This is a genomic window from Arthrobacter sp. AQ5-05, assembly GCF_003287975.1.
Classification (GTDB): Bacteria; Actinomycetota; Actinomycetes; order Actinomycetales; family Micrococcaceae; genus Paeniglutamicibacter.
In genome coordinates, this window is sequence record NZ_QMKQ01000021.1 from 1 (window position 1) to 26704 (window position 26704).

Annotated in this window: 18 protein-coding genes; 8 read left to right on the top strand and 10 right to left on the bottom strand. The window is 64.7% G+C overall.

Annotated elements, in window-relative coordinates; translation table 11 throughout:
* Positions 1 to 496 precede the first annotated feature (496 nt).
* Positions 497 to 1402 (bottom strand): IS982 family transposase, encoded by a 906-nt coding sequence (locus tag DQ353_RS15795; RefSeq protein WP_113763924.1) that lies wholly within the window; start codon positions 1400 to 1402, stop codon positions 497 to 499.
* Positions 1403 to 1512: 110 nt separating this feature from the next.
* On the bottom strand, positions 1513 to 2307 hold the full coding sequence (locus DQ353_RS15800; RefSeq protein WP_113763926.1) for an N-carbamoylsarcosine amidohydrolase: 795 nt from the start codon (positions 2305 to 2307) through the stop codon (positions 1513 to 1515).
* Between the two features lie 386 nt (positions 2308 to 2693).
* On the opposite strand from DQ353_RS15800, the gene DQ353_RS15805 reads away from it, so the two are divergent.
* Positions 2694 to 4073: an MFS transporter gene (locus DQ353_RS15805; RefSeq protein ID WP_113763928.1), complete on the top strand. Its 1380-nt coding sequence runs from the start codon at positions 2694 to 2696 to the stop codon at positions 4071 to 4073.
* A 533-nt stretch (positions 4074 to 4606) separates the two neighbouring features.
* A complete protein-coding gene (locus DQ353_RS21770; RefSeq protein ID WP_181578438.1) occupies positions 4607 to 4744 on the top strand; it encodes a hypothetical protein in 138 nt (45 codons plus the stop codon).
* Between the two features lie 784 nt (positions 4745 to 5528).
* On the opposite strand, the gene DQ353_RS15815 is transcribed toward DQ353_RS21770, so the two are convergent.
* Positions 5529 to 6323, bottom strand: a complete 795-nt coding sequence (locus DQ353_RS15815) for an N-carbamoylsarcosine amidohydrolase (protein WP_113763926.1) — start codon at positions 6321 to 6323, stop codon at positions 5529 to 5531.
* Positions 6324 to 7187: 864 nt separating this feature from the next.
* Here DQ353_RS15815 and DQ353_RS15820 point away from each other — a divergent pair.
* From DQ353_RS15820 to DQ353_RS15830, 3 genes are all read left to right on the top strand, one after another.
* On the top strand, positions 7188 to 11054 hold the full coding sequence (locus tag DQ353_RS15820) for a hydantoinase B/oxoprolinase family protein (protein ID WP_113763932.1): 3867 nt from the start codon (positions 7188 to 7190) through the stop codon (positions 11052 to 11054).
* A gap of 151 nt (positions 11055 to 11205) precedes the next feature.
* Positions 11206 to 12570, top strand: coding sequence for an MFS transporter (locus tag DQ353_RS15825; RefSeq protein WP_113763934.1), 1365 nt, complete (start codon positions 11206 to 11208; stop codon positions 12568 to 12570).
* Positions 12571 to 13032: 462 nt separating this feature from the next.
* A complete protein-coding gene (locus tag DQ353_RS15830; RefSeq protein WP_113763936.1) occupies positions 13033 to 13848 on the top strand; it encodes an IclR family transcriptional regulator in 816 nt (271 codons plus the stop codon).
* Between the two features lie 649 nt (positions 13849 to 14497).
* Here DQ353_RS15830 and DQ353_RS15840 read toward each other — a convergent pair.
* The 3 genes from DQ353_RS15840 to DQ353_RS15850 all read right to left on the bottom strand — a co-directional run bounded on the left by DQ353_RS15840 (position 14498) and on the right by DQ353_RS15850 (position 15441).
* Entirely contained in the window at positions 14498 to 14626 is a 129-nt protein-coding gene (locus tag DQ353_RS15840) for a DUF1016 N-terminal domain-containing protein (RefSeq protein ID WP_286166857.1), read from the bottom strand.
* A gap of 101 nt (positions 14627 to 14727) precedes the next feature.
* Complete coding sequence (locus DQ353_RS15845; protein WP_286166851.1) at positions 14728 to 14970, bottom strand: hypothetical protein; 243 nt, start codon at positions 14968 to 14970, stop codon at positions 14728 to 14730.
* Positions 14971 to 15045: 75 nt separating this feature from the next.
* A complete protein-coding gene (locus DQ353_RS15850) occupies positions 15046 to 15441 on the bottom strand; it encodes an HsmA family protein (protein ID WP_181578439.1) in 396 nt (131 codons plus the stop codon).
* A gap of 787 nt (positions 15442 to 16228) precedes the next feature.
* Here DQ353_RS15850 and DQ353_RS15855 point away from each other — a divergent pair.
* Both DQ353_RS15855 and DQ353_RS15860 read left to right on the top strand, forming a co-directional pair.
* The gene (locus DQ353_RS15855) at positions 16229 to 18439 is read left to right on the top strand and encodes a glycosyltransferase (protein WP_113763940.1); all 2211 of its coding nucleotides are present in this window, start codon (positions 16229 to 16231) and stop codon (positions 18437 to 18439) included.
* Entirely contained in the window at positions 18436 to 19755 is a 1320-nt protein-coding gene (locus DQ353_RS15860; protein WP_113763942.1) for a glycosyltransferase, read from the top strand. Before DQ353_RS15855 ends, DQ353_RS15860 begins: the two co-directional genes overlap by 4 nt.
* 123 nt (positions 19756 to 19878) lie before the next feature.
* Here DQ353_RS15860 and DQ353_RS15865 read toward each other — a convergent pair whose 3' ends face one another.
* The gene (locus DQ353_RS15865) at positions 19879 to 21576 is read right to left on the bottom strand and encodes a DHA2 family efflux MFS transporter permease subunit (protein WP_353616700.1); all 1698 of its coding nucleotides are present in this window, start codon (positions 21574 to 21576) and stop codon (positions 19879 to 19881) included.
* 293 nt (positions 21577 to 21869) lie between these two features.
* Here DQ353_RS15865 and DQ353_RS15870 point away from each other — a divergent pair, with 293 nt between their 5' ends.
* The gene (locus DQ353_RS15870; protein ID WP_113763944.1) at positions 21870 to 22811 is read left to right on the top strand and encodes an alpha/beta hydrolase; all 942 of its coding nucleotides are present in this window, start codon (positions 21870 to 21872) and stop codon (positions 22809 to 22811) included.
* 17 nt (positions 22812 to 22828) lie between these two features.
* On the opposite strand, the gene DQ353_RS15875 is transcribed toward DQ353_RS15870, so the two are convergent.
* From DQ353_RS15875 to DQ353_RS15885, 3 genes are all read right to left on the bottom strand, one after another.
* On the bottom strand, positions 22829 to 23902 hold the full coding sequence (locus DQ353_RS15875) for an alkene reductase (RefSeq protein ID WP_113763946.1): 1074 nt from the start codon (positions 23900 to 23902) through the stop codon (positions 22829 to 22831).
* Between the two features lie 170 nt (positions 23903 to 24072).
* Positions 24073 to 25470 carry an MFS transporter gene (locus DQ353_RS15880; RefSeq protein ID WP_113763948.1) on the bottom strand — a complete coding sequence of 466 codons (1398 nt, stop codon included), beginning with the start codon at positions 25468 to 25470 and terminating at the stop codon, positions 24073 to 24075.
* A gap of 252 nt (positions 25471 to 25722) precedes the next feature.
* The gene (locus tag DQ353_RS15885; RefSeq protein WP_113764022.1) at positions 25723 to 26625 is read right to left on the bottom strand and encodes a cytochrome b/b6 domain-containing protein; all 903 of its coding nucleotides are present in this window, start codon (positions 26623 to 26625) and stop codon (positions 25723 to 25725) included.
* Between the last annotated feature and the right edge of the window lie 79 nt (positions 26626 to 26704).

Consider the following 26704-nt stretch of genomic DNA (forward strand, 5'->3'; position numbering starts at 1 on the left):
GATGCCTCGGACATGAGAACCCGCCAACCTTCAGGTGGTGCCTAACTGCCTGCGAACACCTTCAGGATCCACCCGGCACCCCGTAAAACCGCGACAACACGCCGTACCGACCCCCTGACTAGTTACCAATTTTCCCTGATACGACGGGCATTTCGTGGTTAAAACGCCGAGCAGCTCCCAAATCTCATCGGTGGATCAAGGCTAAGAACGCCTGTTGCCGCATCGTCCAACAACAAGCTGCATGCCGTTGGGTACGCGACTCAGCAAAGCCTTAGCGTACGATTTTTTCCGTTTTCTGCGGCGACCCCTTCCACGCCTGTGGGGTGAAACCCGGGGGCATGATCGATGCCCGCGAGCGGCCCGAGTCCGGCTACCGGAAAGTAATTGCTGCAGGCTTGGACTACGAGGCTGCACTCTCACAATTGCTGGGCTCCCTTGAAGGTAGCGAGCGATTGCTTTCCATCCGTCTCCCCTAGATGATTGAGTTCTATTCATTTCAGTGGTCGTAGGCGGTCAGGGAGCGTTTGCGTGGCTCGTTGGTTTTCCAGTTGTGCCAGATTCCGGCCGAGAGGGCCAACAGTTTTGAGGCGACGCGGGCGTATAGCCCGTCGAGGGTCCGTGCCCCGTGGTGCTCGAGGCCGAGCTGGCCCTTGAGGCTGTCAAAGACGGACTCGATCCACTGGCGGATGCCCCCGAACTTCCCGAACCGGGGCTTTTCGTCCTTGCGGTCCGGCCGCACCAGGTTGGCGCCGAGGTCCTCGGCGATGAACCGTTCGAATTCCTTGCCGGCGAAGCCCTTGTCGGCGAGGATGACCTGCCCGTCGCGGACCAGGTGGTGGTCGTGGCGCAACAACGCCTCGGTGACCTCGCGTTCCCCGAGCTTGGGGTTGGCCAGTCCCCAGATGACCGGCATGCCTTCCGGGGTGCTGATCAGGTACAGGCGGAAGCCCCAGAAGTAGCGTGAGTGCGAGGCGCAGTATCCGTAGCCGGCGTGCCCGGCCAGCTCGGAGCGCTTGACGGTTTCGCGGCTGGTGCCGCACGGGACCGGGGTCGAATCGAGCAGGCGGAGGATCTCGTGCCAGGATTCGGTGTCCCGTGCCAGGGCGGTGATCACCGCGGAGATCAGCGGTCCTGCAGCCCGCACCCGCTTGTTGTAGCCGGATTGCTGCGGGATCCCGGGGAATAGACCGCTCAGGTGGGTGCGCGCATAGCGGACCCACCGGGATTCGGAGGAGTGCCCGTGCAGCAGGTGCTGGGCCACGACCAGGCACAGCAGCTCGGCATCGCTCAAGATGGCCTTGCGGCCGGGTTTGCTCGACCGGTCGTATCCCAAATCCGGCAGGACACGATCGGTCGGCAGGACGTAGAGTGTGGTCAGGAGGGTGTTGAGTTTTGGGTTCACATACGAGACTTAGCACTCTTCGCCAGCGATCAACAGGGCCCGGGAACAAGTTCCCGGGCCCTGTTTCGTCCTAACCACCGATTAGGACTAACTCATCTAGTGGGACGAGGTTAGTGCTGTTCGGCGAAGACCGGGTCTGCCGGAGCTTCCACCTCGGGCTGGGGATCCGAGAGGGTCTTCGGGACGGTGTCCTTGAACAGCGGGAGGCGGTTGAGGTAATCCACCACCGAGTCCGTGGACTCCACGTCACCGAACTTGTTGTCGATGTCGTAGAGGTTCCACTGCACGACGCCCGGCACGCGGTCCCCGATGGTCTCGCGGGGGATGATCGGGCGGAAGCCCTTGGCGATCGCGTCCTCGACGGTGTGGCGCACGCACCCGGCCGCGGTCGCACCGGTCACAATCAGGGTGTCGATGCGGTTGGAGGTCAGGAAGAGCTCGAGGTTCGTCCCCGGGAATGCCGAGGCACGGTTCTTCTCGAGCACGACCTCGCCCTCTGCCGGCGCGATGCGGTCATCAATCTGCGCCCAGTAGGAATCCGCCGGAAGGGTTTCCGTGGGAATCTTCGAGTACCACAGGCCCATGTCGTTCGTGCCGGAGGTCGCATCGCGGTTGCGGTACACGTTGGTGGTGTAGAAGACCGGGACGCCCTTGGCGCGCGCGGCCTCGTTGATCCGCTGCACGTTCGGGATGATCGTGTCCATGCCCGGGCAGCTGAACGGGTGGCCCGGACGGGTCCAGGCGTTTGCGAGGTCGATGTGGATGACGGCGGGGCGGTTGCCGTAGCCGATCCGGCGCTTGAATCCGCGCTCGTTGTAGATGCTGTTTCCGGCTTCGAACGCTTCTTCCAGCACTGCTGCCAGACGGGCTTCGATGTCGTTGAACTTCCCTGTCGCTTCAGTCATTTTTCTCTCCACTCTCATTCACTGGGGTGTTGCTATCGAAGCAACAATGTTGCTCTGGTAAGTACCATAGCGCATGGTTCGACCCAGCGCCAGAGCTTTGCCGAATCCGCATCTCCATCGGAGCAATCGCTCGGCAGGGCGTGCGGATTGGTGGGTGCGAGTATCGACAACCCGTCAAGGATCGGGTCCGCCCGCTCGTATTGAGCCTCCTCGCGCGGCTGGATGAATCAGGACAAAAGCCTTGACCTGTTGCTGTTAGAGCAGATAAGTTGTTGCCTGACCAACAGTGGCCTGGATCACATACGAAATACTCGGCCCGCAGTATTCTGGGCTGGAAGTGAACCACCACGCGGTCTTCGGCGCCATCCCCCCTGAACGGAGACAACATGGAACGCAACCTTGCAGACAGTTCACTGGAGAAGGTGAGCCCGGAGCGCCTACGAAAGGTGGTTCGCGCCTCTTTTGCGGGGACCGTAGTGGAGTGGTTCGACTTTGCCATCTACGGCTACATGGCAACTCATATTGCTGCCACCTTCTTCTCGTCCACGGATCCGGTCACAGGCCTGCTGGAGACGTTCGCCGTATTCGCTGTGGCATTCTGCCTGCGGCCATTGGGTGGAATCTTCTTCGGACGCCTGGGAGATCGCCTTGGACGCAAAAAGATCCTGGTACTGACTGTGCTGCTCATGTCCGGATCCACGGCCGCAATCGGTCTCATCCCAAGCCACGAAACGATCGGCATGTGGGCCGCCGTCCTACTGGTGGTTGCCCGGTGTTTGCAGGGGTTTTCCGCCGGCGGCGAATACGCAGGCGCCACGATCTACGTCGTCGAACACAGCCCCGACAGACACAGGGCCCGCTACTCGTCCGCCATGTCGGCGGCCACCTTTTCCTCATTCGCTCTCGCGGCCGGGCTCGGCGCGCTGCTCAGCTTTATCCTGCCGGCTGCGGCCATGGGCGATTGGGGCTGGCGCATCCTCTTCCTGTTGTCGGTGCCGATGGGCCTGGTTGCCTTCTACATTCGCGCCAAACTCCACGAGTCTCCCGAGTTCCAAGCGATGATCGACGATTCCGCCTCACGTCCCGCCCCGTCACTGGAGACCGTCTTCCGCACCCAGTGGCGCGCGATGCTGCGCCTAGGCGGGTTTGTGATGCTCACGGCGCTCTCCTTCTACATCTACTCCACATATATGTCGACCTTCCTGATCAAGGTGGTCGGGCTGCCGCAGCACCTCGCGCTGTTCTCCAGTCTTATCTCGCTGACCATGGCGACGGCGTTCGCCCCGGTCATGGGCCGCGTCTCGGATCGCATAGGGCGCCGCCCCACCATGCAGGCCGCCGCCGGCCTCCTGGCCATCCTCACCATTCCGGCGTACATGATCGCCGAACAAGGAACGTTTGCAACCGCCGTTGCCAGCCAACTGCTCATAGGAATCGGCGCAGTAACCGCTAATGTGGTGACCTCGGTCCTGATGTCGGAAATGTTCTCAACCGACGTGCGCTTCGCAGCATCGGGCACCTGCTACAACATCACCTACGCCGTGTTCGGTGGCACCGCACCCTTCCTGGCAACGTGGCTTGTCGCCGGAACGGGATACTCGCTCTCCCCCGCCATCTACGTCGCAGCAATCGCCGTCGTATCATTCCTCGTCGCCACCTTCCTCATACCCGAGACCGCCGGACGACCTCTTCGCCGCTACCACGACGACCCCGTGGCCGCCGAGCCCGCGCGCGCGATGACCCCGCAAATGGCGCCCAAGGTTTGATGACCTGCCCGCTGCTCGAACCCGGCGGGGTTCAAACGTCTCGCATCAGCGGAAATTTCACGGTTATTGACTGCACCGACGCTGAAGTCTCCCGCCGCCGCAGGTATCGGATCCAGACTGGATCTTCAGTCAGCCAGCAGGACGTAGCGCAGGCCTCTTGTTCTCATTGACGTGATCTGATGTGCAATATCTTGGGCAAGCGGACCATCTCTGCAGAGATGGTCCGCTCCTTCGGACGGGTCCGCTCGAAAGAAAATGCGCAGTGGCGCACATCCAGCTTCAAGGCTTGGGTGGAACCATCGCATCATGCAGTCACGGCATTCGGGGAGCTGTGGCTAGCGACGCCTCGACCGCCCTGGTCACGACACAGGATAGTAACGTCGCGGTCCACGCACGCGACGTATCAAGACCTGGTCACTAAGGATCTGGAGCACTTCCTTACTTTCGATCCGCGGATGCTGTCCGACCGAGGCCTCAGACCACGTCCTCTCCAAACACTTTTTGGTCGGGGAGCCAACCTCTCTTCTTCCTCCGTGACGTCACTACTGGAGGAGCCAATCGACGTTGTCGTCGCCGCAGGAACCAACATCATATTCATTGAGAACAAGAAAATCGGTCTGGATGACTTGTTCGATGAAGACGACCCGTTTGACGCCGAAAACTGCCGCTAGCTCCCCTGCCGTTCAATTAAGCGGTCCCGCCCGACGTCAACCCACGTCTGCAGTCCGGAATACGTGCCGCCCAGGACGCCAACCATGACCGGGCGGCACGCCTTGTCTTAAATTGTGAGACGAACCCCGGAACCCCTTTTAGAGCGCCGGGACCCCTGTTACGCATGTGAATGTTCAAGCCCATGTGCCTCACAGGAGTTTCTACGTGCCAACTTTCCATCTTCCCGCCGACCTTGGCCAATCCGGCGGGCACCCCCGGATCCCCGCCGTACCCCCCTGCCCCCACAGCCGCACGGTCGGAGCTTGGGACCCGGCGCACCTGGGCGAGCCGACCGGGCAACTGCCCGCCGACCTGGTGGGCCGGACGCTGGACGCCATGGGGAAGCGTGAACGCCGCGCCCGAACCCTACCCCCGGGTGGTCTGTACTTCACTTCGCGCTTGTCTTGGCCACGGTCACCGGATCGGCACTCACCCAGGCCCGGCGTCGGATCGGGGTCCAGCCCCCCCGCACTGGCCCTTCGAGCTGCTCCGCGGCCCGGCCTCGACCGCCATCTGCCAGGGGTGCTGGTTCGGGTCCCTGCGCATCTACGCGATCGACGGCACCATCCTGACCCTGCCGGACACCGAGCAGGTCAAGACGAAGTACGGCGTGGCGTGCGGGGCGCCTGCTTCGGATGCCCGGGACTTCCCTGTTTTCCCAGATACGACAACAGTCCGGCACCCTCTGGAGGGGTGCCGGACTGTTGTTGCCATGGCCTGGGGCCGCTGGCCAGTGGGACGAGGTTAGTGCTGTTCGGCGAAGACCGGGTCTGCCGGAGCTTCCACCTCGGGCTGGGGATCCGAGAGGGTCTTCGGGACGGTGTCCTTGAACAGCGGGAGGCGGTTGAGGTAATCCACCACCGAGTCCGTGGACTCCACGTCACCGAACTTGTTGTCGATGTCGTAGAGGTTCCACTGCACGACGCCCGGCACGCGGTCCCCGATGGTCTCGCGGGGGATGATCGGGCGGAAGCCCTTGGCGATCGCGTCCTCGACGGTGTGGCGCACGCACCCGGCCGCGGTCGCACCGGTCACAATCAGGGTGTCGATGCGGTTGGAGGTCAGGAAGAGCTCGAGGTTCGTCCCCGGGAATGCCGAGGCACGGTTCTTCTCGAGCACGACCTCGCCCTCTGCCGGCGCGATGCGGTCATCAATCTGCGCCCAGTAGGAATCCGCCGGAAGGGTTTCCGTGGGAATCTTCGAGTACCACAGGCCCATGTCGTTCGTGCCGGAGGTCGCATCGCGGTTGCGGTACACGTTGGTGGTGTAGAAGACCGGGACGCCCTTGGCGCGCGCGGCCTCGTTGATCCGCTGCACGTTCGGGATGATCGTGTCCATGCCCGGGCAGCTGAACGGGTGGCCCGGACGGGTCCAGGCGTTTGCGAGGTCGATGTGGATGACGGCGGGGCGGTTGCCGTAGCCGATCCGGCGCTTGAATCCGCGCTCGTTGTAGATGCTGTTTCCGGCTTCGAACGCTTCTTCCAGCACTGCTGCCAGACGGGCTTCGATGTCGTTGAACTTCCCTGTCGCTTCAGTCATTTTTCTCTCCACTCTCATTCACTGGGGTGTTGCTATCGAAGCAACGATGTTGCTCTGGTAAGTACCATAGCGCATGGCTAGGCCCAGCGCCAGAGCTTTGCCGAATCCGGATCTCCATCGGGCCGGCTGCCCGGCAGGGCGCGAACATCCGCGGGTGCGCCACTCCGGAAGCCCGGCAAGGAGCCGACTCCTGCCCCCAGACCCAGCAGGCCGGGCAGCAGGATTGGAGCCGAGCCCCGGGTGAATGCCGAGGCCCCCTCCGTGACGGAGGCGCACATGGCCGCGACCTCGCACCGGCGATCGGGGCGTCGATCCGCCCAGAGGCTTAGTCGATGGATGGGTGCCAGGGGAGGTGGCGGATGGTGATCGCATTGCAGCGGCCACCGGCCTGAAGCTCACCCGCCCCGGTCCCGCCCTCGATCTTCCTTCAACTTTCCTGCCCAGACCGGGATGAAGGCGGCGGGGAACGTCACGAGGCTGAAGGGGACGCCCATCCACCGATCGGGAACGGCAGCCCCTCCATGCGGCGTCCAGCGTGGAGGCCGCGGGCCCTCCGGGCTTGACCACCGCATGGACCAGGAGGCGATGGGGTCGGCGACTGCGGCAGGCCACTGCGCACCCAAAAAAATATCGAATGGATCCCGCTTAGGCATTGCGTGTTGCTCAGAGGGGCATTAGATTGCTACCTAAGCAACGTTGCGTGATTCGAATCACACGAATTGTCGGAGAAGGTCCCAGCACTGTGGGCCCGCCTTCCCCTCCGGGGCCCGACCCGGGCCCCGTTCCCTGCATCCCCTGCCCCTCCCCCAGGCCCTTCCTCTTTCCTCAACAGACCTGGGTATCCCCCTTTCGAAAGGACCCATCATGAAGCGCATCGGAGTCGACGTCGGCGGCACATTCACCGACCTTTACTATTCAGACGATGAACGCCGCATCGCCGTCGTCGAGAAGGTTCCCTCCACCCCACACGACCCGTCCGAGGCCGTGGTCAATGGCATCAAGATGCTCTGTGAGAAGGCCGGTGTGCCCCTGTCGGAGATCGACCAGCTGGTGCACGGGACCACGGTGGCCACGAACACCGCGCTGACGCATACCGGGGCGGAGGTCGGGATGATCACCACCGAGGGATTCCGGGACATCCTGCACATTGCCCGCCACAAGAAGCCGCACAATTTCTCCCTCCAGCAGGATTTGCCGTGGCAGACCAAGCCGCTGATCAAGCGCCGCCACCGGCTCACCGTGAAGGAACGCATCACCGCCCCCCACGGCGAGGTCCTGGTTCCCCTGGACGAGGACGAGGTCCGCACCCGGGTGCGCGAACTCAAGGCCGCAGGTGTCCAGGCCATCGCCGTGTGCCTGCTGCACTCCTACCTGAATCCCGCCCACGAGCGGCGCATCGGGCAGATCGTCAACGAGGAGTTCCCCGAGGCCTACCTGTCCCTGTCCAGCGAGATCGTCCCCCTGTACCGGGAGTACGAGCGGTTCTCCACCACTGCCCTGAATGCCTATGTCGGGCCGCGGGTCTCGCGTTACCTGCACCGTCTGCAGGAACAGGCCGAAGGCTTGGGCTACCGGCGCGAGATCCTGCTGATGCAGTCCTCCGGCGGCATGGTGCCCATCCGCGAGGCCGCCAAGCGACCGGTCACCCTGATGATGTCCGGTCCGGTGGGGGGCCTGATCGGCGGCATGTGGGCCGCCAAGCAGTCCGGCTTCGAGAACGTCGTCACCCTGGACATCGGGGGCACCTCGGCGGACATCGGCGTCGCCTACCAGGGCGAGCTGCGCATGCGCCACCTGCTGGACACCAAGATCGGGGACCACCAGGCCATGGTTCCCATGGTGGACATCGACACCATTGGCGCCGGCGGCGGTTCCATCGCCTATGTCGATGCCGGCGGCGTCTTCCGCGTCGGCCCGCAGTCGGCCGGCGCCGTCCCGGGACCGGTCTGCTACGGACGCGGGGGCACGGAGCCAACGTCGACCGACGCCCAGGTGCTGCTGGGCCGGATGCGTCCGGACCGCATGCTGGCCGGCTCGGGCCTGGACATGGACCTCGACGGCGCCCGCACGGCCATGGAGAAACTGGCCGACAAGCTCGGCATGTCCGTCGAGGAGGCCGCCCTGGGCGCGCTGCAGATCCAGAAATTCGGCATGACCCAGGCCATCGAGCAGAACTCGGTGCGCCGTGGCTACGACCCGCGCGACTTCACCCTGGTCGCGGCCGGCGGCGCCGGCGCTCTGTTCGCCTGCGAGATCGCCGCCGAACTGGAGATCCCGCATGTGTTGGTCCCGGCCCACCCGGGCATCATCGCCGGCATCGGGCTGCTGGCCACCGACGAGCAGTACGAGTTCGTTGCCACCAACCGGTTCAGGTTCGCCGACGCCGATCCGGCGGCCATCCAGGCATCCTTCGAACAACTTGAACGCGACGCCAATGCGCAGCTGGACGCCGAGGAAGTCCCCGCCGAACGGCGCAGGATCGACTGGCTGGCCGACGCCCGCTATGAGGGCCAGGGCTACGAGATTCGCTTCGATGTCCCCGAAGGTCCGGTGACCACCGCCTGGCTGGACCAGGCCGAGGCCGCCTTCCACGACGCCCACTTCGAGGAGTACGGCCACCGCTTCAAGGACGGCACCGTGGAGGTCATCAACATCCGCGTGGAGGCCCGGGCCGTGATGGACGAGCTGCCCACGCCGGAGGCGACGAAGTCCGGCTCCCTGGAACAGGCCCTGGTGGAGACCCGTCCGGTGACCTTCCAGCAGGACGGCAAGCCGGTCACCCTGGACACCGGCTTCTATGACCGGGACAAGATGGGCGTGGGAACCACCTTTGCCGGCCCGGCAGTCATCGAGCAGTACGACTCCACCACGGTCATTCCCCCGGGCTTCACCGGGACGGTCGACGAGGCCGGCAACCTGGTCATCGCCTGCCCGGCGGCCACCCAGAGCGTCGAGCAGCTGGCAACCCCGATCCTGATGCGCGTGATCGGCGGCGCACTGAACTCCGCGGCCAAGGAGATGGCCTCGGTGCTCTTCCGCATGGCCTACTCCTCGATCATCCGCGAGTCCGAGGACCTGGGTGCCGGGCTGTTCGACAAGGACGGCAACGTGCTGGCCGAATCCGACTCCACCCCGATGTTCATGGGTTCGATGCCCAAGATCGTCAAGGGCGTCATCTCGGTCCTGGGCGATGACATCCACGAGGGGGATGTCATCCTGCACAACGATCCGTACCTGGGCGCCACGCACTCCCCGGACGTGGCGATCATCGAACCGATCTTCCACGACGGGCAACTCGTCGGTTTCGCCGGCGCCTCCGGGCAGCTCATCGACAACGGCGGTGCGTTCTCCGGGCTGATGGTGGACATCCAGGACATCCAGTCCGAGGGCACCATCTTCCGGGCGGTGAAGGTCTATGAGAAGGGTGTCCGCCAGGCGTCCTTGATCCAGCACATCCTCAACAACACCCGGACACCCACCTCCAACGAGGGCGACTTCCAGGCGATGATCGCCGCCTGCGACCTCGCCAAGTCCCGCTACCTTGCGCTGGTGGAACGCTATGGCCTGGACTCGGTCCGCGACGCCGGCCAGTTCTGGATCGACTACTCGGAGAGGATGCTGCGCCAGGAGATCGCCAAGGTCCCGGACGGAGTGTACGAGACGGAGGTCGGCTACCTCGACGACGACGGGCGCAACTACGGCAAGAAACTGCCCATCGTGGTCAAGGTCATCGTCGAGGGCGACGAGATCACCTACGACCTGACCGGTTCCTCCGAACAGGTGCCCACCGCCTACAACTGCGCGTTCGAGGGCACCACGGTCTCGGCGTTCACGTTCATCACCCGCATGATGTTCCTGGACGAGGTCGCCTTCCCGGTGTTCGTCCCGCAGAACGAGGGCATGCTCAAGCCGCTGAAGGTGATCGCCCCGGAAGGCACCATCTTCAACCCGACCTACCCGGCGGCCACCTTCAGCCGGTTCTCCCAGGTCCAGCGGGCCGTGGACCTGGCCCTGCGGGCACTGGCTCCGGTGATGCCCGAACGGGTCACCGCCGGGAACTCGGCGCACATCCACTTCATGTCCTACTCCGGCTGGGACCAGAAGCAGGGCGAGTACTGGGTCTACCTCGAGGTCAACGAAGGCTCCTACGGCGGGCGCCAGCACTCGGACGGGCCCGACTCGGTCGACAACCTCATCGCCAACACCCGCAACAACCCGATCGAGGAACTCGAGTGGCGCTTCCCGATGCGCACCGACCGCTACGAGCTGCGCGACGATCCGGCAGCCGCCGGTGAGTTCCGCGGTGGCATCGGCATCGTGCGGGAGAACACCTTCCTGACCGACACCGCGGTCACCTGCGAGGGTGAGCGCCACGACTCGGATGTTCCCTGGGGCGCCTTTGGCGGCCATGACGGCCTGAACGCGTCCTTGGTGAAGAATCCCGGCCGGGACGGGGAGGCGTACTGGCCTTCCAAGGTCACCGGCTGGCAATTGACGGCCGGCGATTCCCTCCAGATCACTGTGCCCAGCGGCGGCGGATTCGGCGATCCGCTCAAGCGCGACCCGATGAAGGTACTCGAGGACGTGCTGGATGGCTTCACCACCGCCGAGGCCGCCACCCGCGACTACGGCGTGGTTCTCAAGGAGGTCAACGACCAGCTCACGGTCGACCTGGTCGCCACCGCAGAACTCCGGAAGAACGTGGCATCCGAGCTCAGTCCCATCAACTGATCCCGAAGCCGTAGCGGAAAAAGGGGGCGGATTGGAGGCCAGCGTCATTGCCTGGTCGCTAATCCGCCCCTTCGTTCCTGATCCACCACCCTGTCTCTGTCATTTTCCCGCCCTGCCTCTGTCATTTCCCCACCGTCCTCAAGGAATCGTCATGTCTACTGTGCAACCAACTCAATTTGTCGAATCGGATGTCCGGCCCAAGGACGTCCGGTTGGCCACCTGGATCTGCTTCTTCGCCTGGACCTTCGCCGTCTACGACTTCGTCCTCTTCGGGAACCTGTTGCCCCAGCTCGCCGAGGACCTCGGATGGACAGGGGCCCACTCGACCGAAGTCAACACCTGGGTCACGGCAGGCACGGCCATCGTGGCCTTCGCGATCGGCCCGATCGTGGACCGGATCGGCCGGCGCAAGGGCATCCTGATCGCCGTGGCCGGAGCCGCCGTGGCCTCGCTGCTGACCGCCATGGTCGGCTGGGTCATCGGCCTCGCCGCCGGACTGGGGCTCGTCTTCCTGGTCCTGGTGCGGTCCCTGGCCGGTCTCGGCTACGCCGAACAGGCCATCAACGCGGCCTATCTCAACGAGATGTTCGCCCACAACAGCGACCCGGCCAAGGCCAAGCGCCGAGGGCTGGTCTATTCGCTGGTCCAGTCCGGCTGGCCGGTCGGCTCCGTGCTCGCCGCCGGGTCCGTGTACCTGCTGTTCCCCATCGGCGGTTGGCAGCTCTGCTTCATCGTCGCCGCCATCCCCGCCGTCTTCATCCTCTACGCCGGACGCTGGCTCAAGGAAAGCCCACAGTTCTCCCATCGTCACCAAATCGACCGGATGATCAAGGCCGGTCAACTGGAGGTGGCACAGTTGCTCGGACAGAAGCACGGCATCGATGTCTCTGAGAAGGCCAGTCCCCTGGCCTCCGTTTTCCGCGGGGAATCGCTGCGCTCCACCGTGACGATCGGTGGCGCCTTCCTCCTGAACTGGCTCGGTGTCCTGTCCTTCGCGATCCTTGGCACCTCGCTGTTGACGGCACCCGACGGCAAGGGCATCGAGTTCAGCAACGCGCTACTGGTCCTGATCATCTCCAATGCCACGGCCTTCGCCGGTTACCTTTTCCATGGCTGGCTGGGTGACCGAATTGGACGTCGCAACGCCATTGGCATCGGTTGGATCCTGTGCGCCGGGTCCTTCTTCACCATGCTCCAAGCCCCGAACGGGAACTTCCCGCTCATCATCGCACTCTATAGCGCCGGGCTGTTCTTCCTCATCGGCCCCTTCTCGGCCCTGATGTTCTTCACCGGTGAGAGTTTCCCTGTCCATACCCGGGCCACCGGCAGCTCGCTGATCAACGCCGCGGGCCAGGTCGGTGCGATCATCGGCGGCCTGCTGATCACCGCTTCCCTGGCCGCGGGCAGCGGCTGGATCAATGCCACGTTGTGGTGGGGTGTCATCCCCATCCTGGCCTCCGGGATCCTGATCTTCGCTGCCCGCAACGTCGATCCCCGCACCGTCCGCACCGACTGACGCGCCTGAACTCCGAACCACGGACACCGTCCGCCCGGCGGCAACTCCCTGTTTCCCAGGGAGTTGCCGCCGGGCGGACATTAATGAGTCCGGGCCACTCCAGCATCCTCTGGACGTAGCGTTGGAACAGCCGAACCACGCAGCGGAGCATCCGATGCCTGCGTGCCCGGGTTGCTTCCGTGCTCCCTGGAAGCGCGAACCGCAAGGGTGCCGCTGCCACGTGCGCTCGTGCTGGGCCTGTCCGGGAGTGGGCCGGATGAACGGCGGGCCGTTGCCCGCCCCCCGAAAGGTGCTTCATAAGACATATAGTTGCTGGTAAAGCAACAGCGCAAGGGGTTGGGTAAACTCTTGCCTTAACCCTTTCGGGGCACCGCTGCCTGGGTTGGCGGGTGCGGACGATCGATGGCCGTGGGTTGAGATGGCTGTCAACAAGGCGGAGGATTCCGCGGAAGAAGGTGTGTGGTGGGAAAGACGCAACAGGTTTCGGAGAACACCCAAGGTGTTGCCGCGTCGCTGCTCAATGGCCTGGCGGTATTGGAGGCGTTTTCCATCGAGAACCCCGTCCTGGGGGTCACCGAGATCGCAAACCGGGTCAATCTGCACAAGAGCACCGTCTCCCGGATCCTGAACGGGCTGGCCGAGACCGGATACATCCAGCGGGACGAGCAAACGGGGCGATTCCGGCTCGGCCTGGGCCTCATCATGCTCTCCGGGCCGCTCTTGGCCGACCTGGACGTCCGGCGTGCGGCCCTGCCCTATCTTGAGGGCCTGACATCCGCCACCCGGGAAACCGCTGCCATCTCGGTGTGGAACGGGAAGGAGGCGATCGTGGTGGAACAGGTGGCCAGTCCCCACCAGGTTAAGCACACCGCCGCAATCGGCACCCGCTATTCCCGGTACGAAAGCTCATCGGTGCGCGTTCTGCTGGCCGAACTTCCGCCGGCCGAGGTACAGCGCCTCCTGGGGGACGGAACCATGACGATTGAGGCCGACAGCACGGCACCGCACCCGGTGGCCGCGCATCTGGAGCAAGTGCGGGAGACCGGCTACGCGGTCAATGACGGGTACACCACGGACGAGGAATACGGGGTCTCCGCCCCGGTGCGTGACTACCGGGGGATCGTCGTGGGGTGCATCACCGTCAGCGCGCCACGCTCGCGCGTGTACAAGCTGAACAGCTTCGAGGCGCTGGCCGAGGCCGTCACAGGCGCTGCCGGGCAGGTCTCGGAGCGGCTCGGGGCCGCACCGGCCACCAAGGCCGCGGGCGTTCAGGCGTAACTGCCAGCCGGCCGGCCCGCGTGCGTTCGGCCCGCTGCCCGGGCTCCAGCTGCGCGAAGGCGGGCATTATGGAGCGCATCACCTTGCCCATGGACCCCGTGACCGCCCCCCGGGCCGGTCAGTGACTCCCAAGAAGGAGAGAGTCACCCGCCCGCTGCGCCGCAGCGAGTTCGAGATCACCTTCGGGACCGCCAACGCCCGCACTGGGTGGATCAATGTCCTGGCCGTTCAGCGGAACACTGTCGTCCAGGCTTGGGAACGGATGACCCTTGATCCCCTGGCCAACGACTCCACCTGCTACGGCATGAAGGGCGACCTGGAATTTGTTGCCACTAGGGCACCACCCACAGGCGCCGGCAATACGAGCTTTTCCACGGGGCCAGGGTCTGGTTCTACGTCGAGGGCAAACAGTGGTCCTGATCGATATCCACACGCACCACCCCAACGCCACGAAGTAGGTCCTCCACTGCGTGGCCAACACTTGTACGCCCAATACCCCGGGAGGTTCTGCCGTTGACCCACCACGCCGTCCCCGGCCGACCTGGTCGGCGTCAACCTGCCCGAAGCAAAACCAGCCAGACTAGGCGTCTAGTGACTCCACTCAGCTTGACAGATGTAGTCCAAGAATCCCTAGACGATTAATACCGGACTACACGAAATACCAGCCATGCTGGAGAGCCCGGGATGCGTGCCATCGACGCAGGTCATGGTCATCCACCTTGTTCAGGAGCGCGACGTTGTGGCTCCAACTCAATTGTCCAGACGTTGTCTGGACAATTGACGACGCAAGGGTTTGACGTCATTCATCGACGGAATACCCATTACCAACCGATCACGTATTGGCCGTGGCCGTGTGTCTTGGGTGCTGTGCAGGATTCTTCAGGATTCCTGCCGCGGGTGCTCTCGTGTGAAGTCCTTGAACCAGCGCATCTGGGCGTCGTCGTTGTTCTGGTCCAGGGCTTCGAGTTGCTGCACCAGGGCAGCAGGCCGGGCTGTACCCGGGCGTGTGGAGATGATCTGCTGTTTGCGTTCGAGGCGCAGACCGTGAATCTTCTGTTCCCGGGCCTGCGACAGTCTTTCGCTACCCGACGGGTCGACTTCCACGGCATGGCCGTATTCCACAACGGCATGGGGATACAAGTGCCGCAGCCGCCGGGAACCGTTCCTGGCTGTGGGACCGGCCGTGCACCGCCGGCATCATCCCATGTTTGCGCCGATGGCTCCGGTGAAGTAGGGAACCAGCCAGATGACCCACACGATGAGGGAGAACTTGTGAAAGCTCGATTTCTCGGCTTCACGGTTGCGCAGCAGCACGATCACGGCCCACACCAGGTGGAGCACCATGAGCAGCAAGGCCGCCGCACCGGTGACGGCCATGATGGTGTTGAGCCCGGTCCCCAACTCGCTGGCCTGGACCCCGCCGGTTGCCGCAATCCGGGACATCAGATAGGTTCCGCTGGCATCGCAAACCAGGCCCACTGCGAAGAACCCGGCGTGCCACCATTTGAGCACGCGCTGGAGGTGTTCGGCCCAGACACCGATCGAGTAGAAGATCAGGGCAGCGGTGATGAGTACGATCGCAGGCAGGAGCATGATCCGAGGGTATCGGCTGTTTCCAGCCGCCGGATCAACCAAATGGTTGACTCGCATGCTTTCGGGCATTGTGTGCGGGGAAACCACAACTGAGGCGCATGCCGGATTCGGTCCCGTGCCCCGGGTCCGCCGTCATGCAGCGCAAGGCGTTTGCCACCTCCGTCCAGGTCCGGGGTCCGCGGCTGGCGGCACTCGGGGCGCTTGGACAGCTGCGCGAGCCTGTGATTGCAGGCCACGAGGTGATGGGTGCCGCCCGAGCCAGCCGCGGCCTGTGCGTTGCACTTGTTGTACGAGTTGTTCACGGCGAGATACCGCCAGGCACCCACCACCTGGTGGATGGGTGCAAGCCAGGTACCGCTGGGCAGGTCCGCGTTGGCTATCGAAAGCACCGCGACAGCCACGCCAATCCACTGCGCGATCTTGCCGAATACCGGGCTTGAGCCGCCAACCGGGAAGGTGAGGGCTCCAAGGACGGCGAACGTCTAGACAATGCAGCCAACGATCGTGCCGACCACTGCGTAAAGGAATGAGGGGCATTTCGCGAGCCCGGACATTCCCCGGGCGAACAGTTCCAGGCCCCCGCCCGGCTCCGGCCGTGCCGGGCTTCGCCGCAGGGTGCCCCGGGGCCGGGATGCGAGGCTGCACCGCCGCGGCAGCTGACCCGGTCTGCCTGGTGGAGGCAATCGAAGCCCACACGACGATAGCTAGCTAGGCTAGGGATTGTGTAGGGTTGGAAGCGCAGGTCACAAGCCGTGCCAAGTTGGCCATTCCTGGACGAGGTGTATGCATGCGGATCCAAAGCTGTCTCGATGCCGTGAAGAAGGCCGACCGGTTGGTCGATGCGCTGCGGCTGGCCGATGAACTGGCCGTGGAAGCCGGCAGGGACGGCGGGGTGCGCAACCTGCGACTGCTGCGCAGCACCATTTCCGGGCCCGACCAGGTCGCGGCGATCGCCGCCATCCATGCCCTCGCCCAGGTCAACGACGAGGAAGCCGACAGGCTCCTGGCCGAATTGCTCTCCAGCGACCAAGGGTTCATCCGCGAGCATGCCGCCTGGGCCCACGGTTCCCGGACGCCGCGCAGCAAATCCGTGGGGCGGCTCATCGGACTGGTGCACACGGGGGGATTCGCGGGGATGCTCGCGCAGCGAACCCTTGAAGACTGGGCGGCCACCGTGCCCGAAACGATCACCGTGGGACTCGAGGGCGCGCTGCTGGGCGTCGTGGACGAGGCGGGACGTTATCGGCTGGTCGAAACCCTGGGCCTGGTGGAGCACGAGACGGCCATCCACTTGCTTGAGCGCATCGCGCGGAACACCGGCGAGGCGGAAGACGTCCGGGTGGCCGCGGTCGTGGCGCTGGGCCAGCATGCGTGCTCCGAGGACACCACGATGTACCTCGAAGCGCTCGCGCGGGAAAACGGCCTGCTGGCCCAGGCTGCCCGGCTCACCCTGGCGGATCTCGCCGAAACCCCCGCCCCACGGCCCGATCCCGGTATTCCCGGGCAGGGGCTCACGATCGCCCAGCTGTTCCTGCATGCGGACATCGACGCGCACCTGAGCCACGCCGGCAGCGGGGACACCGGCGGGATCGCCACCTTGCTGGTGCGCCTGGGCGATGCGCTGGTCCACGGCCACGGGAACCATCCGGCCTCCGCCACCCCGGGACCCGAGGCGGATGGCCGTTACACGGTCAGCCGTGTGGTGACCCTTTCCCGCGGGGGGCTGGTCGAAGCGGCACGGAGCCTGGACACCCTGCGGGAGACCGCCACCGGCCACGTCTACGGCCGTGTTCCCCTGCTGCAGGACCCCATGCCCTCCGCAACGGCGTGGCCGTTGCGGGTGGCGGCACGCCGCGGCATCCACCGCATCCTCACGTCCCTGGGACGGGTCGATGCGCTGCACCTGCGCATGGCCGACGTGGGAAGCCTGGCCGCGTTCGACGTCGCCCGCAAACTCGAGATCCCCGTCGTGTTCACCGTGGCACCGGACCCGCACGCGGTGATCAACTCCATGGATCTTTCCGGGCAATTGACCCGGGAGAATTTCGGGAGCATCGACGAGGTGGAGCATTTCTGGTTCCGTGCGCGCCTGGTCCAGCGCATGGCCGCCACGGCGGCACACACCGTGTTCTTCCCGCGCCCGGAACTCGCACGGGACATGAAGGAACTGGTGGGCCTGGACATGGCCCTGGAGCCCGAGCGCCACACAGTGGTCCCCGAGGGCATCGACCTGAAGGTCATCGACCGGGCGGTGGCCGAAGCCCAGGAGCTTGCCGCCGGAGGCGAAGCCAGTGAACCGCTGGTGCAGCTGCGCGGGCTGTTGGCCCGGCTTCCCGCCGAACGCCGCGGGAAGCCGCTGCTCATCAGTGTGGGCAGGTTCCACCGGGTCAAGGGCATGGCCACCATCGTGGAGGCCTGGGCCGGCTCGGACCTGCAGCAGCGGGCCAACCTGCTGCTGGTCGGCGGGAACCTGAACCATCCCTCGCCCGACGAACGCGAACAGCTCGAACGGATCGACGCGCTGGTCGATCCCGGGTCCCGGGAACCGGCCGGACTGATCCTGCCCGGGCACCGGCCCAACGACACCGTGGCCCGTTGGGTCGCCGCGGCACGCACCGGTATTCCGGGACTTGCCGCCGAAGCCGGGGTCTACGTCTGTGGCAGCCTCAAGGAGGAATTCGGGATTGCCCTGCTCGAGGCCATGGCCTCGGGCCTGCTGGTGGTGGCCCCGGATTCCGGGGGGCCGGCGACCTACCTCGAGCAAGGACACACCGGGTTCCTCACCGCCACCTGGAACACCGCCCGGCTGCGCGCTGCCATCCTGGAGGCGCTGGATTCCGCCGCGGCCGAGACCAGCCAGGAACGTGCCACCTACTCGCGCTCCGTTGTTGAGGCCGATTTCACCGTCCAAGCCATGGCGCGCGCCCTGGCCAAGGTATATTCCGATGTGCACCACGCAGACGTGGAACTTCAACGAGAGCTGGTTTTCGTCCCATGACACTGCTGATCATCAGTCCCGACTATGCTTCCCACCTTTACCCGCTGGCCGCGTTGGGCGCCAACTGGCTTGAGGCCGGAGAGCGGGTGGTGGTCGCCTCCGGTGGGGCAACCGCGTCAATCGTGGAGTCCTTCGGCTTCGAGCATGTCCACCTGCAGCTGAGTCGGGGTTCGAACCCCGGGGTGATCCGGGCGGAGGAACAGCCCGAGGGCGAGGATGACGCCCTGCGCGGGTTTTTTGCCGCCACCCGCCTGGGCATGGTCCAGACCCTGGCATTCCAGGCCGAGGCCCGCATGAATGACCTCATGTGGGAACCGGTGAAGACCGCAAGGGCCGTGCAGCGGATCATCGAGGATGTTGCACCGGAGACGATCATCGTGGACCATTTGGCCTTCAGCGCCCGCTTGGGGATGGTTGCCGCCGGGATCGAGCACATCGATGTGGTCTTGGGCCACCCCACGGCCCTCCCGCTTCCGGCGGCGGCGGAGGTCTACGGCCTGCCGCCGGCCTGGCCGGCGGCATTCTCCCCGGAGGACCAGGAAATCGAGGAGCTGCGGAACCTTTGCACCCGGGTGTCCGAATCCTTTACCTCCGAATGGAATTCGGCCCTGGCGCAGTTGGCACCCGAACTGCTTCCCTCCCCCGACGCCTTTGCCGAACATGGCGACGTGCTGGTCTTCAACTACCCCGGTGAACTCGTGGGCGAAGAACGTGCCGGGCATCTTCCCCCGCACATCTTCATTGGGTCATCGGTTCGCACCGAAGCGGCGGAGGCCCACATCGAGGAGTGGATCTCCGAGAGCGATGAACCTTTTGTCTATGTCAGCTTCGGCAGCTTTCTCTCGGTGCGCGGGGATGTGCTGAACAAGGTCGTCACCGCCTTGAAGGAATCCAATATCCGCGCCGCAGTGGCGTATGGTTCCGCCGGTGCCGAGTCCTTGGGCGAAGTCCCGGATAACTGGCTCGTCGGTGAATTCCTGCCCCAGGTCACGTTGCTGGGTTCCGCCGCGGCCGCCGTGACCCACGGCGGAAACAACTCGGTCACCGAGTCCCTGACCTTTGGGGTGCCTACCGTCGTTCTGCCGTTTTCCACGGACCAGTTCGCCGGCGCCGCGGCCCTGGAGGACATCGGTTTTGGTGCCGTACTGGCACCCAACACCGCGACGGTTCAAGAGCTCCGGCGCGCCCTGGGCGCCATGCTATCGCTTCCACAGGACACCCGCGACGCGATGCACTCGCTGGGCCGATCCCTGCGGGAGGGCGCTGGACGCAGCCAACTGCGTGCTGCCCTGGCCAAGGCAACTGCCGGGAAGTAGACGGTGCCTGGCGCACCCTGCGCCGGCGGCACCCCGCAGGGTGCGGGCTGTCGCCGGCCCATGATCCACTTGCCCGCGGGACTCCGAGCCTGATGGGCATTGATTTGCGCCCGGCGCGCCAAGCTACTGGCCCGAGGTGTTCCCGTCCGTTGCCCGGTGCGCCGTCCGGGCGGTTTCCATGGGCCAGACGCCCTTGGCATGCCGCGGCTTCCTTTCCCCGCCCGCGTCGGCAGCCTGTGGCTCTTCAGGGGGCGGAAGTGCGGGCTTCAACCTGAGGCTGGTCAACAAGCCGAGCGCCAGGACTCCGGCCGCAATCCATGCAGCCACGGACACTCCCTGGGTCAATGCATTCCGTGCCGCGTCGGCGATGGCTGCGGTTTGCGGATTTCCGGCCAATGCCGAGATCGTGCCGCCCGAACTGTGGGTCACCGAATCCACGACACCCCGGAGCTGCGGGAACTGGGCCACCAACCCCGAAACCTGGGACTCGGTGGAATTCTTCAAGGTGGTGAACAGCGCGGTGCCCAGGATCGCGATTCCCAGGGCGGAACCCACTTGCCGCGCCGTTGACTGGGTGGAGGCTGCCTGTCCCGACTGCTGCACCGGGACATCGGCCAGTACCACTTGGGTCAGCTGGGCGGTGGCGAACCCCACCCCGATTCCATAGACAAAGAGGATGGCCGAGGTCATCCAGGTGGAGGAATCGGGGCGGATCAACAGGGCCAGGGTTGCCACTGAAACAATCTCCAGTCCAACACCCAGCTGCACCATGCGCACTGCAGGCAGCGACTTGGACAGCGCGGATATCGAACCGGAGGCCACAAAGGATCCCGCGGCCAACGGCACCAACGCCACCCCGGCCTGAAGCGCGCTAAGTCCCAAGACGTTTTGAAACCACAACGGGAGGGAAAGGATCAACCCGAACTCGCCCAGGCTCACGGTCAAGGCGGTGAGGTTTCCTCGCGAGAAGGATGAGATGTTGAACAGGGAAAGGTCGAGCAAGACACTTCGATTCGCCCGCGACCGCGAACGTTCCAAGAGAATGAATCCGACCAGCGCCAGCACCGACAACACCAAGGACACCGGTACCGGGGATAGTCCAAACAAAGGGAATGGCGCATCGGTGTTGGCACTCCACCACCCATAGTGGCGCCCCTCGATCAGGCCAAAGGCCAAGGATCCAAAGCCGACCACGGAAAGCAGGGCGCCGAGGTAATCATCGAGTTTCACGGTGGCGTTTTCCCTGGAGTCGGCCACGAAGTACAGGACACCGCCTGCCGCGATCAACCCCAGCGGGACATTGATCAAGAACGCCCAGTTCCAGGAGAAGGAGGATGTGAGCCATCCGCCAACGATCGGGCCCACGGCGGCCATGCCGCCGATGGTCGAGCCCCACACTGCGAAGGCGATGGTGCGTTCTTTGCCGCGGAAGGTGGCATTGAGCAACGAGAGGGTGGCCGGAAGGATCATCGAGCCTCCGATCCCCTGCACCGCGCGTGCGGAGATCAACCAGCCGCCGGAGGGGGCCAAGGCACACAGGGCCGAGCTGGCCAAGAAAATCAGCAGTCCCAGCGCCAGGATCCGGCGCCGGCCGACCCGATCCGCCACCCTGCCCCAGACCAGCAGCAATGCGGCGAACACCAGGGTGTAGATTTCCTGGATCCATTGCACCTGGGTCGTGCTCAGACCCAAGTCGTTGATGATCGCCGGGACCGCCACCGCCACGATGGTGCTGTCCATGATGATCAGTGCCACCGAGAGGCTGATGGCGCCCAATCCAAACCAGCGCAGCCTAAGGTATCGCTCGTTGTCTGCTTCCACGTGTGCCAGACTACTCCTACATAGTTCCACCATGGAAGGATCTCTGGAAGGATTCTTTTGGCTCCGACAAGCCTCGGGGTCGACCACACCGGCCGTGCGGACACTTACCCGGGTTGCGGCCGAAAACCGAGCCGTCAACCCGGGAATGATGGCACCGCCCAGCGGTGCGCCAGATAACCTGCCGGCTCCGGGCCGGGGGCGCGCAAGCCCGAAAGAAGTCCACCATGGAGCCCGAACCCTGAACGAAAGATGACCACCGTGGAACCGAACGCACACAACGAAGCAGGGCGGCGATGAACCGCAGCGAAGTGGTCCTCTTCTGGGCAGTACGCCTCGTCTCGGCCCTCGGGGCGGTCGCCGTGGTCTGGGCGGGAATCTCCACCGGTGACATGCTCGTGCACGGACACCCGGCGTACGCGATCCTGCTCGGGCTGCTCTTCATCGTGTGCACGGCGGTCGCCATCCGTTCCTGGCGCCGGCACACGCCCGGGCACCGCAGATTCAAGGTGCTGCGCACCATCGGCCTGTTGGCCTCCTGTGGGGTCCTGTCCCTGGGCTGCTGGCTCGTGCCGTACAGCGCCGCACCCGCGGCCCTCTCGGCAATGGTCTCCGACGGCACGCTCACCGTCACGGAGTCCCCAACGCAAATCTTGATGACACCCACCGGCACGCCCAGCGACGTCGGGGTATTTTTCCAGCCCGGAGCCTTGGTCGACGCCCGGGCCTATGCCGCGGTCTTGCGGCCGCTGGCCGAGAGCGGCCACACCGTCGTCATCCCGAAACAGCCCTTTGGCATTGCTTTCCTGTCCACGGGGGCCTTCAACGCCGCACGCACCGAGCACCGCCCGGTCGCCCGGTGGGTCCTCGGCGGGCATTCACTCGGCGGGGTGGTGGCCGCTATCGATGCGCAGTCCCTCGCCAACGATCCGGGAAGACCCGTGGCCGGGGTGCTGTTCTTTGCCTCATATCCAGCCTCGGACATGCGCACCCTGCCGGTGCCCGTGCTTTCGATCTCGGCATCCAACGACGCCTTGACCACCCCGGAAAAGCTCAAGGCCTCGCGTTCCCTGCTTCCGAAAGACACCACCTACACGGAAATAAACGGCGGTGTGCATGCAAACTTTGGTGACTACGGGACGCAATCCGGGGACGGCGAGCCAACGATTTCCCGCGACGAAGCCCGCACCGAAATATCGGCTGCGGGCCTCGCCTTTGTGCAATCGCTGGGCAGGTAGACCCGCCGCAGTCCTGTCTAGTTCTGGATGAACGGGTAGTCGGTGTAGCCGGCGGACCCCTCGGTGTAGAAGGTGGAGGCATCGGGCTCGTTCAGCGGAAGGCCTTCCTGCCAGCGACGCACCAGATCCGGGTTGGCGATCGCCGGGCGGCCGACCACCACGGCGTCTCCCCAGCCGTTTGCGGCCACCGCAGCGGCGTCGTCGTAGGTGGTGACGGTCTGGAAGCCGGTGTTCAGCAGGACCGGTCCACCGAAACGGGCGCGCAGGTCCTGGACGAGGGCGCCGGCTGGATCGGCGTGCAGGATGCTCAGCGCGGCCAGGCCCAAGGGGGCGATCCCGTCGATGAGAGCGGCATAGGTGGCCGCGACATCCGCCGGATCGGTTTCCACCGCGCCCTGGACGTTGTGCTCGGGGGAAATGCGCAGCCCCGTTTTGCCTGCACCGATGGCGTCGGCCACGGCCATGGCGACCTCAATCACCATGCGCGCCCGGTTTTCCGGGGACCCGCCATAGGCGTCGGTGCGGGTATTGGCGCTCGGGGCCAGGAACTCGTGCAGCAGATAGCCGTTGGCCCCGTGCAGTTCCACGCCGTCGAACCCCGCGGCGATCGCATTGCGGGATCCATTCACGAACTCCTCGACGATGCCCGGAAGCTCGTCGGTCCCCAGAGCGTGCGGGACAGGGTAGGCATGCTTTCCCATGTAGGTCCGGGTGACCCCGTCCACGGCGATGGCACTCGGGGCCACGACGTGGCCCTGCCCGGTGGTATCGGGGTGGGTGACCCGGCCTGCGTGCATGACCTGGGCGACGATCAACCCGCCCTCGGCGTGAACGGCGTCGGTGACGCGCTTCCATCCGGCGATCTGCTCCTGCGTGACAAGCCCGGGCTGGCGGACGAAGCCCTGGCCGGTGGCGCTGGGGTACACGCCCTCGGAGACGATCAACCCCATCGAGGCGCGCTGGCGGTAGTACTCGACGACATCGTCGTTCGGCACGCCGTCCGTGCGGGAGCGCGAGCGGGTCAGCGGCGCCATGACCAGGCGGTTGGGCAGTTCGAGGTCACCGAGGGTGAGCGGGGAAAAAAGGTCCATGGGGCAGTACTCCAAAGGTCGGGGGTGGTTGTCTGGTGCAACCGGCCCCACCGCATGGCTATTCCTTCCGGGCCTCAGTGGTGAGGCGGAACACCGACACTCCGGAATGCATCAGGGCAGGAATGACGACGCCCGGCACCCGCTCGGCAATCAGTGCCCAAGGGTGGCCACTACTGCTCCGGTGCGCTCTCCGGCGCCGTGGCGTAGGCTACCGACAGCCGCCGGTACGAACGCGTGGCCAGCGCGGCAAACCCCAGCACGATCGAGGCGATCCCCGACACCAGGAACACCAGCGCGATCCCGCGGGCGTCCCCATCCCCCAGCAACCAACCCCAACCTTCCTTCCCGGCTTGGGAGTTCATGTACGGGATGATCCAGAACTCGGCCAGCGGCGCGATCAGGAAGGCGGTGATCGGTGCGGCAGCGGCCTCAAAGGTCATGGCAAAGCCGAACACCCGGCCTTGGACCTTGTACGGGACGACCTTCTGGATCACCGTCTGCTCCGCTGCCTCCACCGCCGGAATCAGCATCATGTAGATCCAGATGCCCACCGCATACAGCCACCACCACTCGCGGATCGTGAAAGTCGCACCCAGGAATCCCGTGCACGCCACCAGGACGAGCATGGTGCGGATCGGGTTCTTGCCCAGGCCGAACTTGGCCACCAGCCCGCCCCCGACCAGGAACCCGGTGGCGGTCACCCCGAGCACCACGCCCCAGATCTGAACCGGGAAGATCGTCAGGCCATAGGGGTCCATGAGCGCCATGAACACCCCGCCGGTGAGGTTGTTGAAGGTGGTGAACAGGATCAGGGCAAACAGGCCCTGGGTCGCCCGGACCGCGGAGATCCCGGCACGCAGCTCGGCAAAGCTCTCGCGTTCGGCTGCCCGCACGATCTTCGGTTCCGGGATCCGCAGGACCATCAGGTGCACCAGCACCACCACGCAGGCCACCAGCGCAATGACGATCGTCCCGCCCATGCCCAGGAACCCGACGGCCAGTCCACTGAAGACGCTGGTGATCATGAAGGCGAGCCCCTGCACGGTGCCCACCAGGCCGTTGGCATTGGCCCGGCGCTCCGCCGGCACCAGCAGGGTCACGGTGGTGGACAGGGCAATGTTGCGCAGCTGTTCGACCACCGCACCGATGAGCACCACTAGGGCAAAGAGCCAGAACCAGATCCCGGACAAGCTCAGCATCTCGGACTCGGGAACCAGCAGGAACATGGTTCCCGCCACCGCAAAGCAGGCCACCGTGAACAGCGTGGAGCCCACCATCACCGCGTGCTTGCGGTAGCGGTCCACCAGCACCCCGAAGAAGAGGCCGAAAAATGCGACCAGCAGCATGTAGGTCCCGCCGATGAGCCCGGTGGCCAGCACCGAGCGGGTCTCCAGATACACCCAGAAGGTCAGGGCGAACCAGAGGAAGCTGGTGATGACATTGGCCAGGGCCGTATTGACCAGCACATGCATGAACGTGCGGCGCCCCGATTTCGGAGGCGCCGCCGCACCGGTGGATTCCGCTTCGGCGGTGCCGGTGTTGGCAGGTGACGGGTCGTCCCGTGGCATGGACCAAGTTTATGGCCGGCCGCGCCGCCCCGAAAGGGCCGCGGCCGAGAAATGGCGCCGTGGCGCGGAAGCCAGGGCTTCGGCAGCACTGCCAACGGGTGCGCACATGTGCAAGCCCGTGTAAGAAACTTCAGTGCTCCACTAGTCCCATTGACGGCGACAATCGAAATCTACTTCCGGTTCCGCAAGACACTACTGGATATGTCCTCCGAAAGCGTTCCCCAAGCTATCGGGCCGGAAACCGCAGCACAATCATCGCTTGGACACCGTTCCCATCAAGGACGCGATGGGACGGATGAAGACTGGCCGGGCCAGAGCAACCGCAGCTGAAATGACCACCAGTGAACCCAAGAACAGCCAGAATCCCAGCCATCCGTTGTCGTCCGCGCCAGCATAGATATGGTTAAGGTTTCGCAGAGCGCCAGTAGCCAGAACCAGAAAAACATGTGTCACGACGAAGACTACAAAGAAGATCATGACGGGGAAATGCACAGCTCGGGCAAGTGTCATCGGGTAGACCTTGTTCAGCCGCCTGTTGTTCTGTGGCCATATGCCGGACATTCTGATACCGCTCATGAATGCCAAGGGTGCGGCCACGAAAACGATTAGGAAATATGCCAAGAGCTGCAATGCGTTGTATGAAACCCATCCATTCTCTGTAGGCCAGTCGAGTGAAGCATATTGAAGAGCGGCCGAGAGCGCATTTGGAAAGACATCCCAGCTGGTCGGGACGATCCGCACCCAATGCCCGGTGGCGATGAGAAGTCCGACAAACACCACACCATTGATGAGCCAGAAAGCATCAAGGAGCAGGTGAATCCACAGGTCGAGGCTGATCTTTCCCGGAGCCCCTTTGGTCCTGATCAAGCCGCTGTTATTCCTGGTCCAATAGGCGTCCGGACGCGAGACCCGACGCACTCGCCATCCTGAGCGGATGATCAGCACCAGGAAGAACAGATTCAAGAAATGCTGCCAGCCGAGCCACGAAGGAAAACCTGTTGGCGCGGTCGTCGGCAGCATAGCGTGCCCCGGATACACAGTCAGGAATCCGTCGATGGTTCCCGAACCCCGAAGCCATTTCGCCGAAGCCACCACGAGGACAATGAGCACCACAGCTGCGGCCGCGATAGCTATCTTCCTGGTCTGTGGCCCCATTTTGGACAACACGTGTTCCTTGGACGGGTTCGTCTTTGACGTCACCACGAAGGCTTCCTTTCATTTACAACAAAAAACA

Bases quoted from the DNA above. Each gene is read 5' to 3' on its own strand.
- DQ353_RS15800 (WP_113763926.1), bottom strand. From the start codon at position 2,307: ATGACTGAAGCGACAGGGAAGTTCAACGACATCGAAGCCCGTCTGGCA.
- DQ353_RS15805 (WP_113763928.1), top strand. From the start codon at position 2,694: ATGGAACGCAACCTTGCAGACAGTTCACTGGAGAAGGTGAGCCCGGAG.
- DQ353_RS15815 (WP_113763926.1), bottom strand. From the start codon at position 6,323: ATGACTGAAGCGACAGGGAAGTTCAACGACATCGAAGCCCGTCTGGCA.
- DQ353_RS15820 (WP_113763932.1), top strand. From the start codon at position 7,188: ATGAAGCGCATCGGAGTCGACGTCGGCGGCACATTCACCGACCTTTAC.
- DQ353_RS15825 (WP_113763934.1), top strand. From the start codon at position 11,206: ATGTCTACTGTGCAACCAACTCAATTTGTCGAATCGGATGTCCGGCCC.
- DQ353_RS15850 (WP_181578439.1), bottom strand. From the start codon at position 15,441: ATGCTCCTGCCTGCGATCGTACTCATCACCGCTGCCCTGATCTTCTAC.
- DQ353_RS15855 (WP_113763940.1), top strand. From the start codon at position 16,229: ATGCGGATCCAAAGCTGTCTCGATGCCGTGAAGAAGGCCGACCGGTTG.
- DQ353_RS15860 (WP_113763942.1), top strand. From the start codon at position 18,436: ATGACACTGCTGATCATCAGTCCCGACTATGCTTCCCACCTTTACCCG.
- DQ353_RS15870 (WP_113763944.1), top strand. From the start codon at position 21,870: ATGAACCGCAGCGAAGTGGTCCTCTTCTGGGCAGTACGCCTCGTCTCG.
- DQ353_RS15875 (WP_113763946.1), bottom strand. From the start codon at position 23,902: ATGGACCTTTTTTCCCCGCTCACCCTCGGTGACCTCGAACTGCCCAAC.
- DQ353_RS15880 (WP_113763948.1), bottom strand. From the start codon at position 25,470: ATGCCACGGGACGACCCGTCACCTGCCAACACCGGCACCGCCGAAGCG.
- DQ353_RS15885 (WP_113764022.1), bottom strand. From the start codon at position 26,625: ATGGGGCCACAGACCAGGAAGATAGCTATCGCGGCCGCAGCTGTGGTG.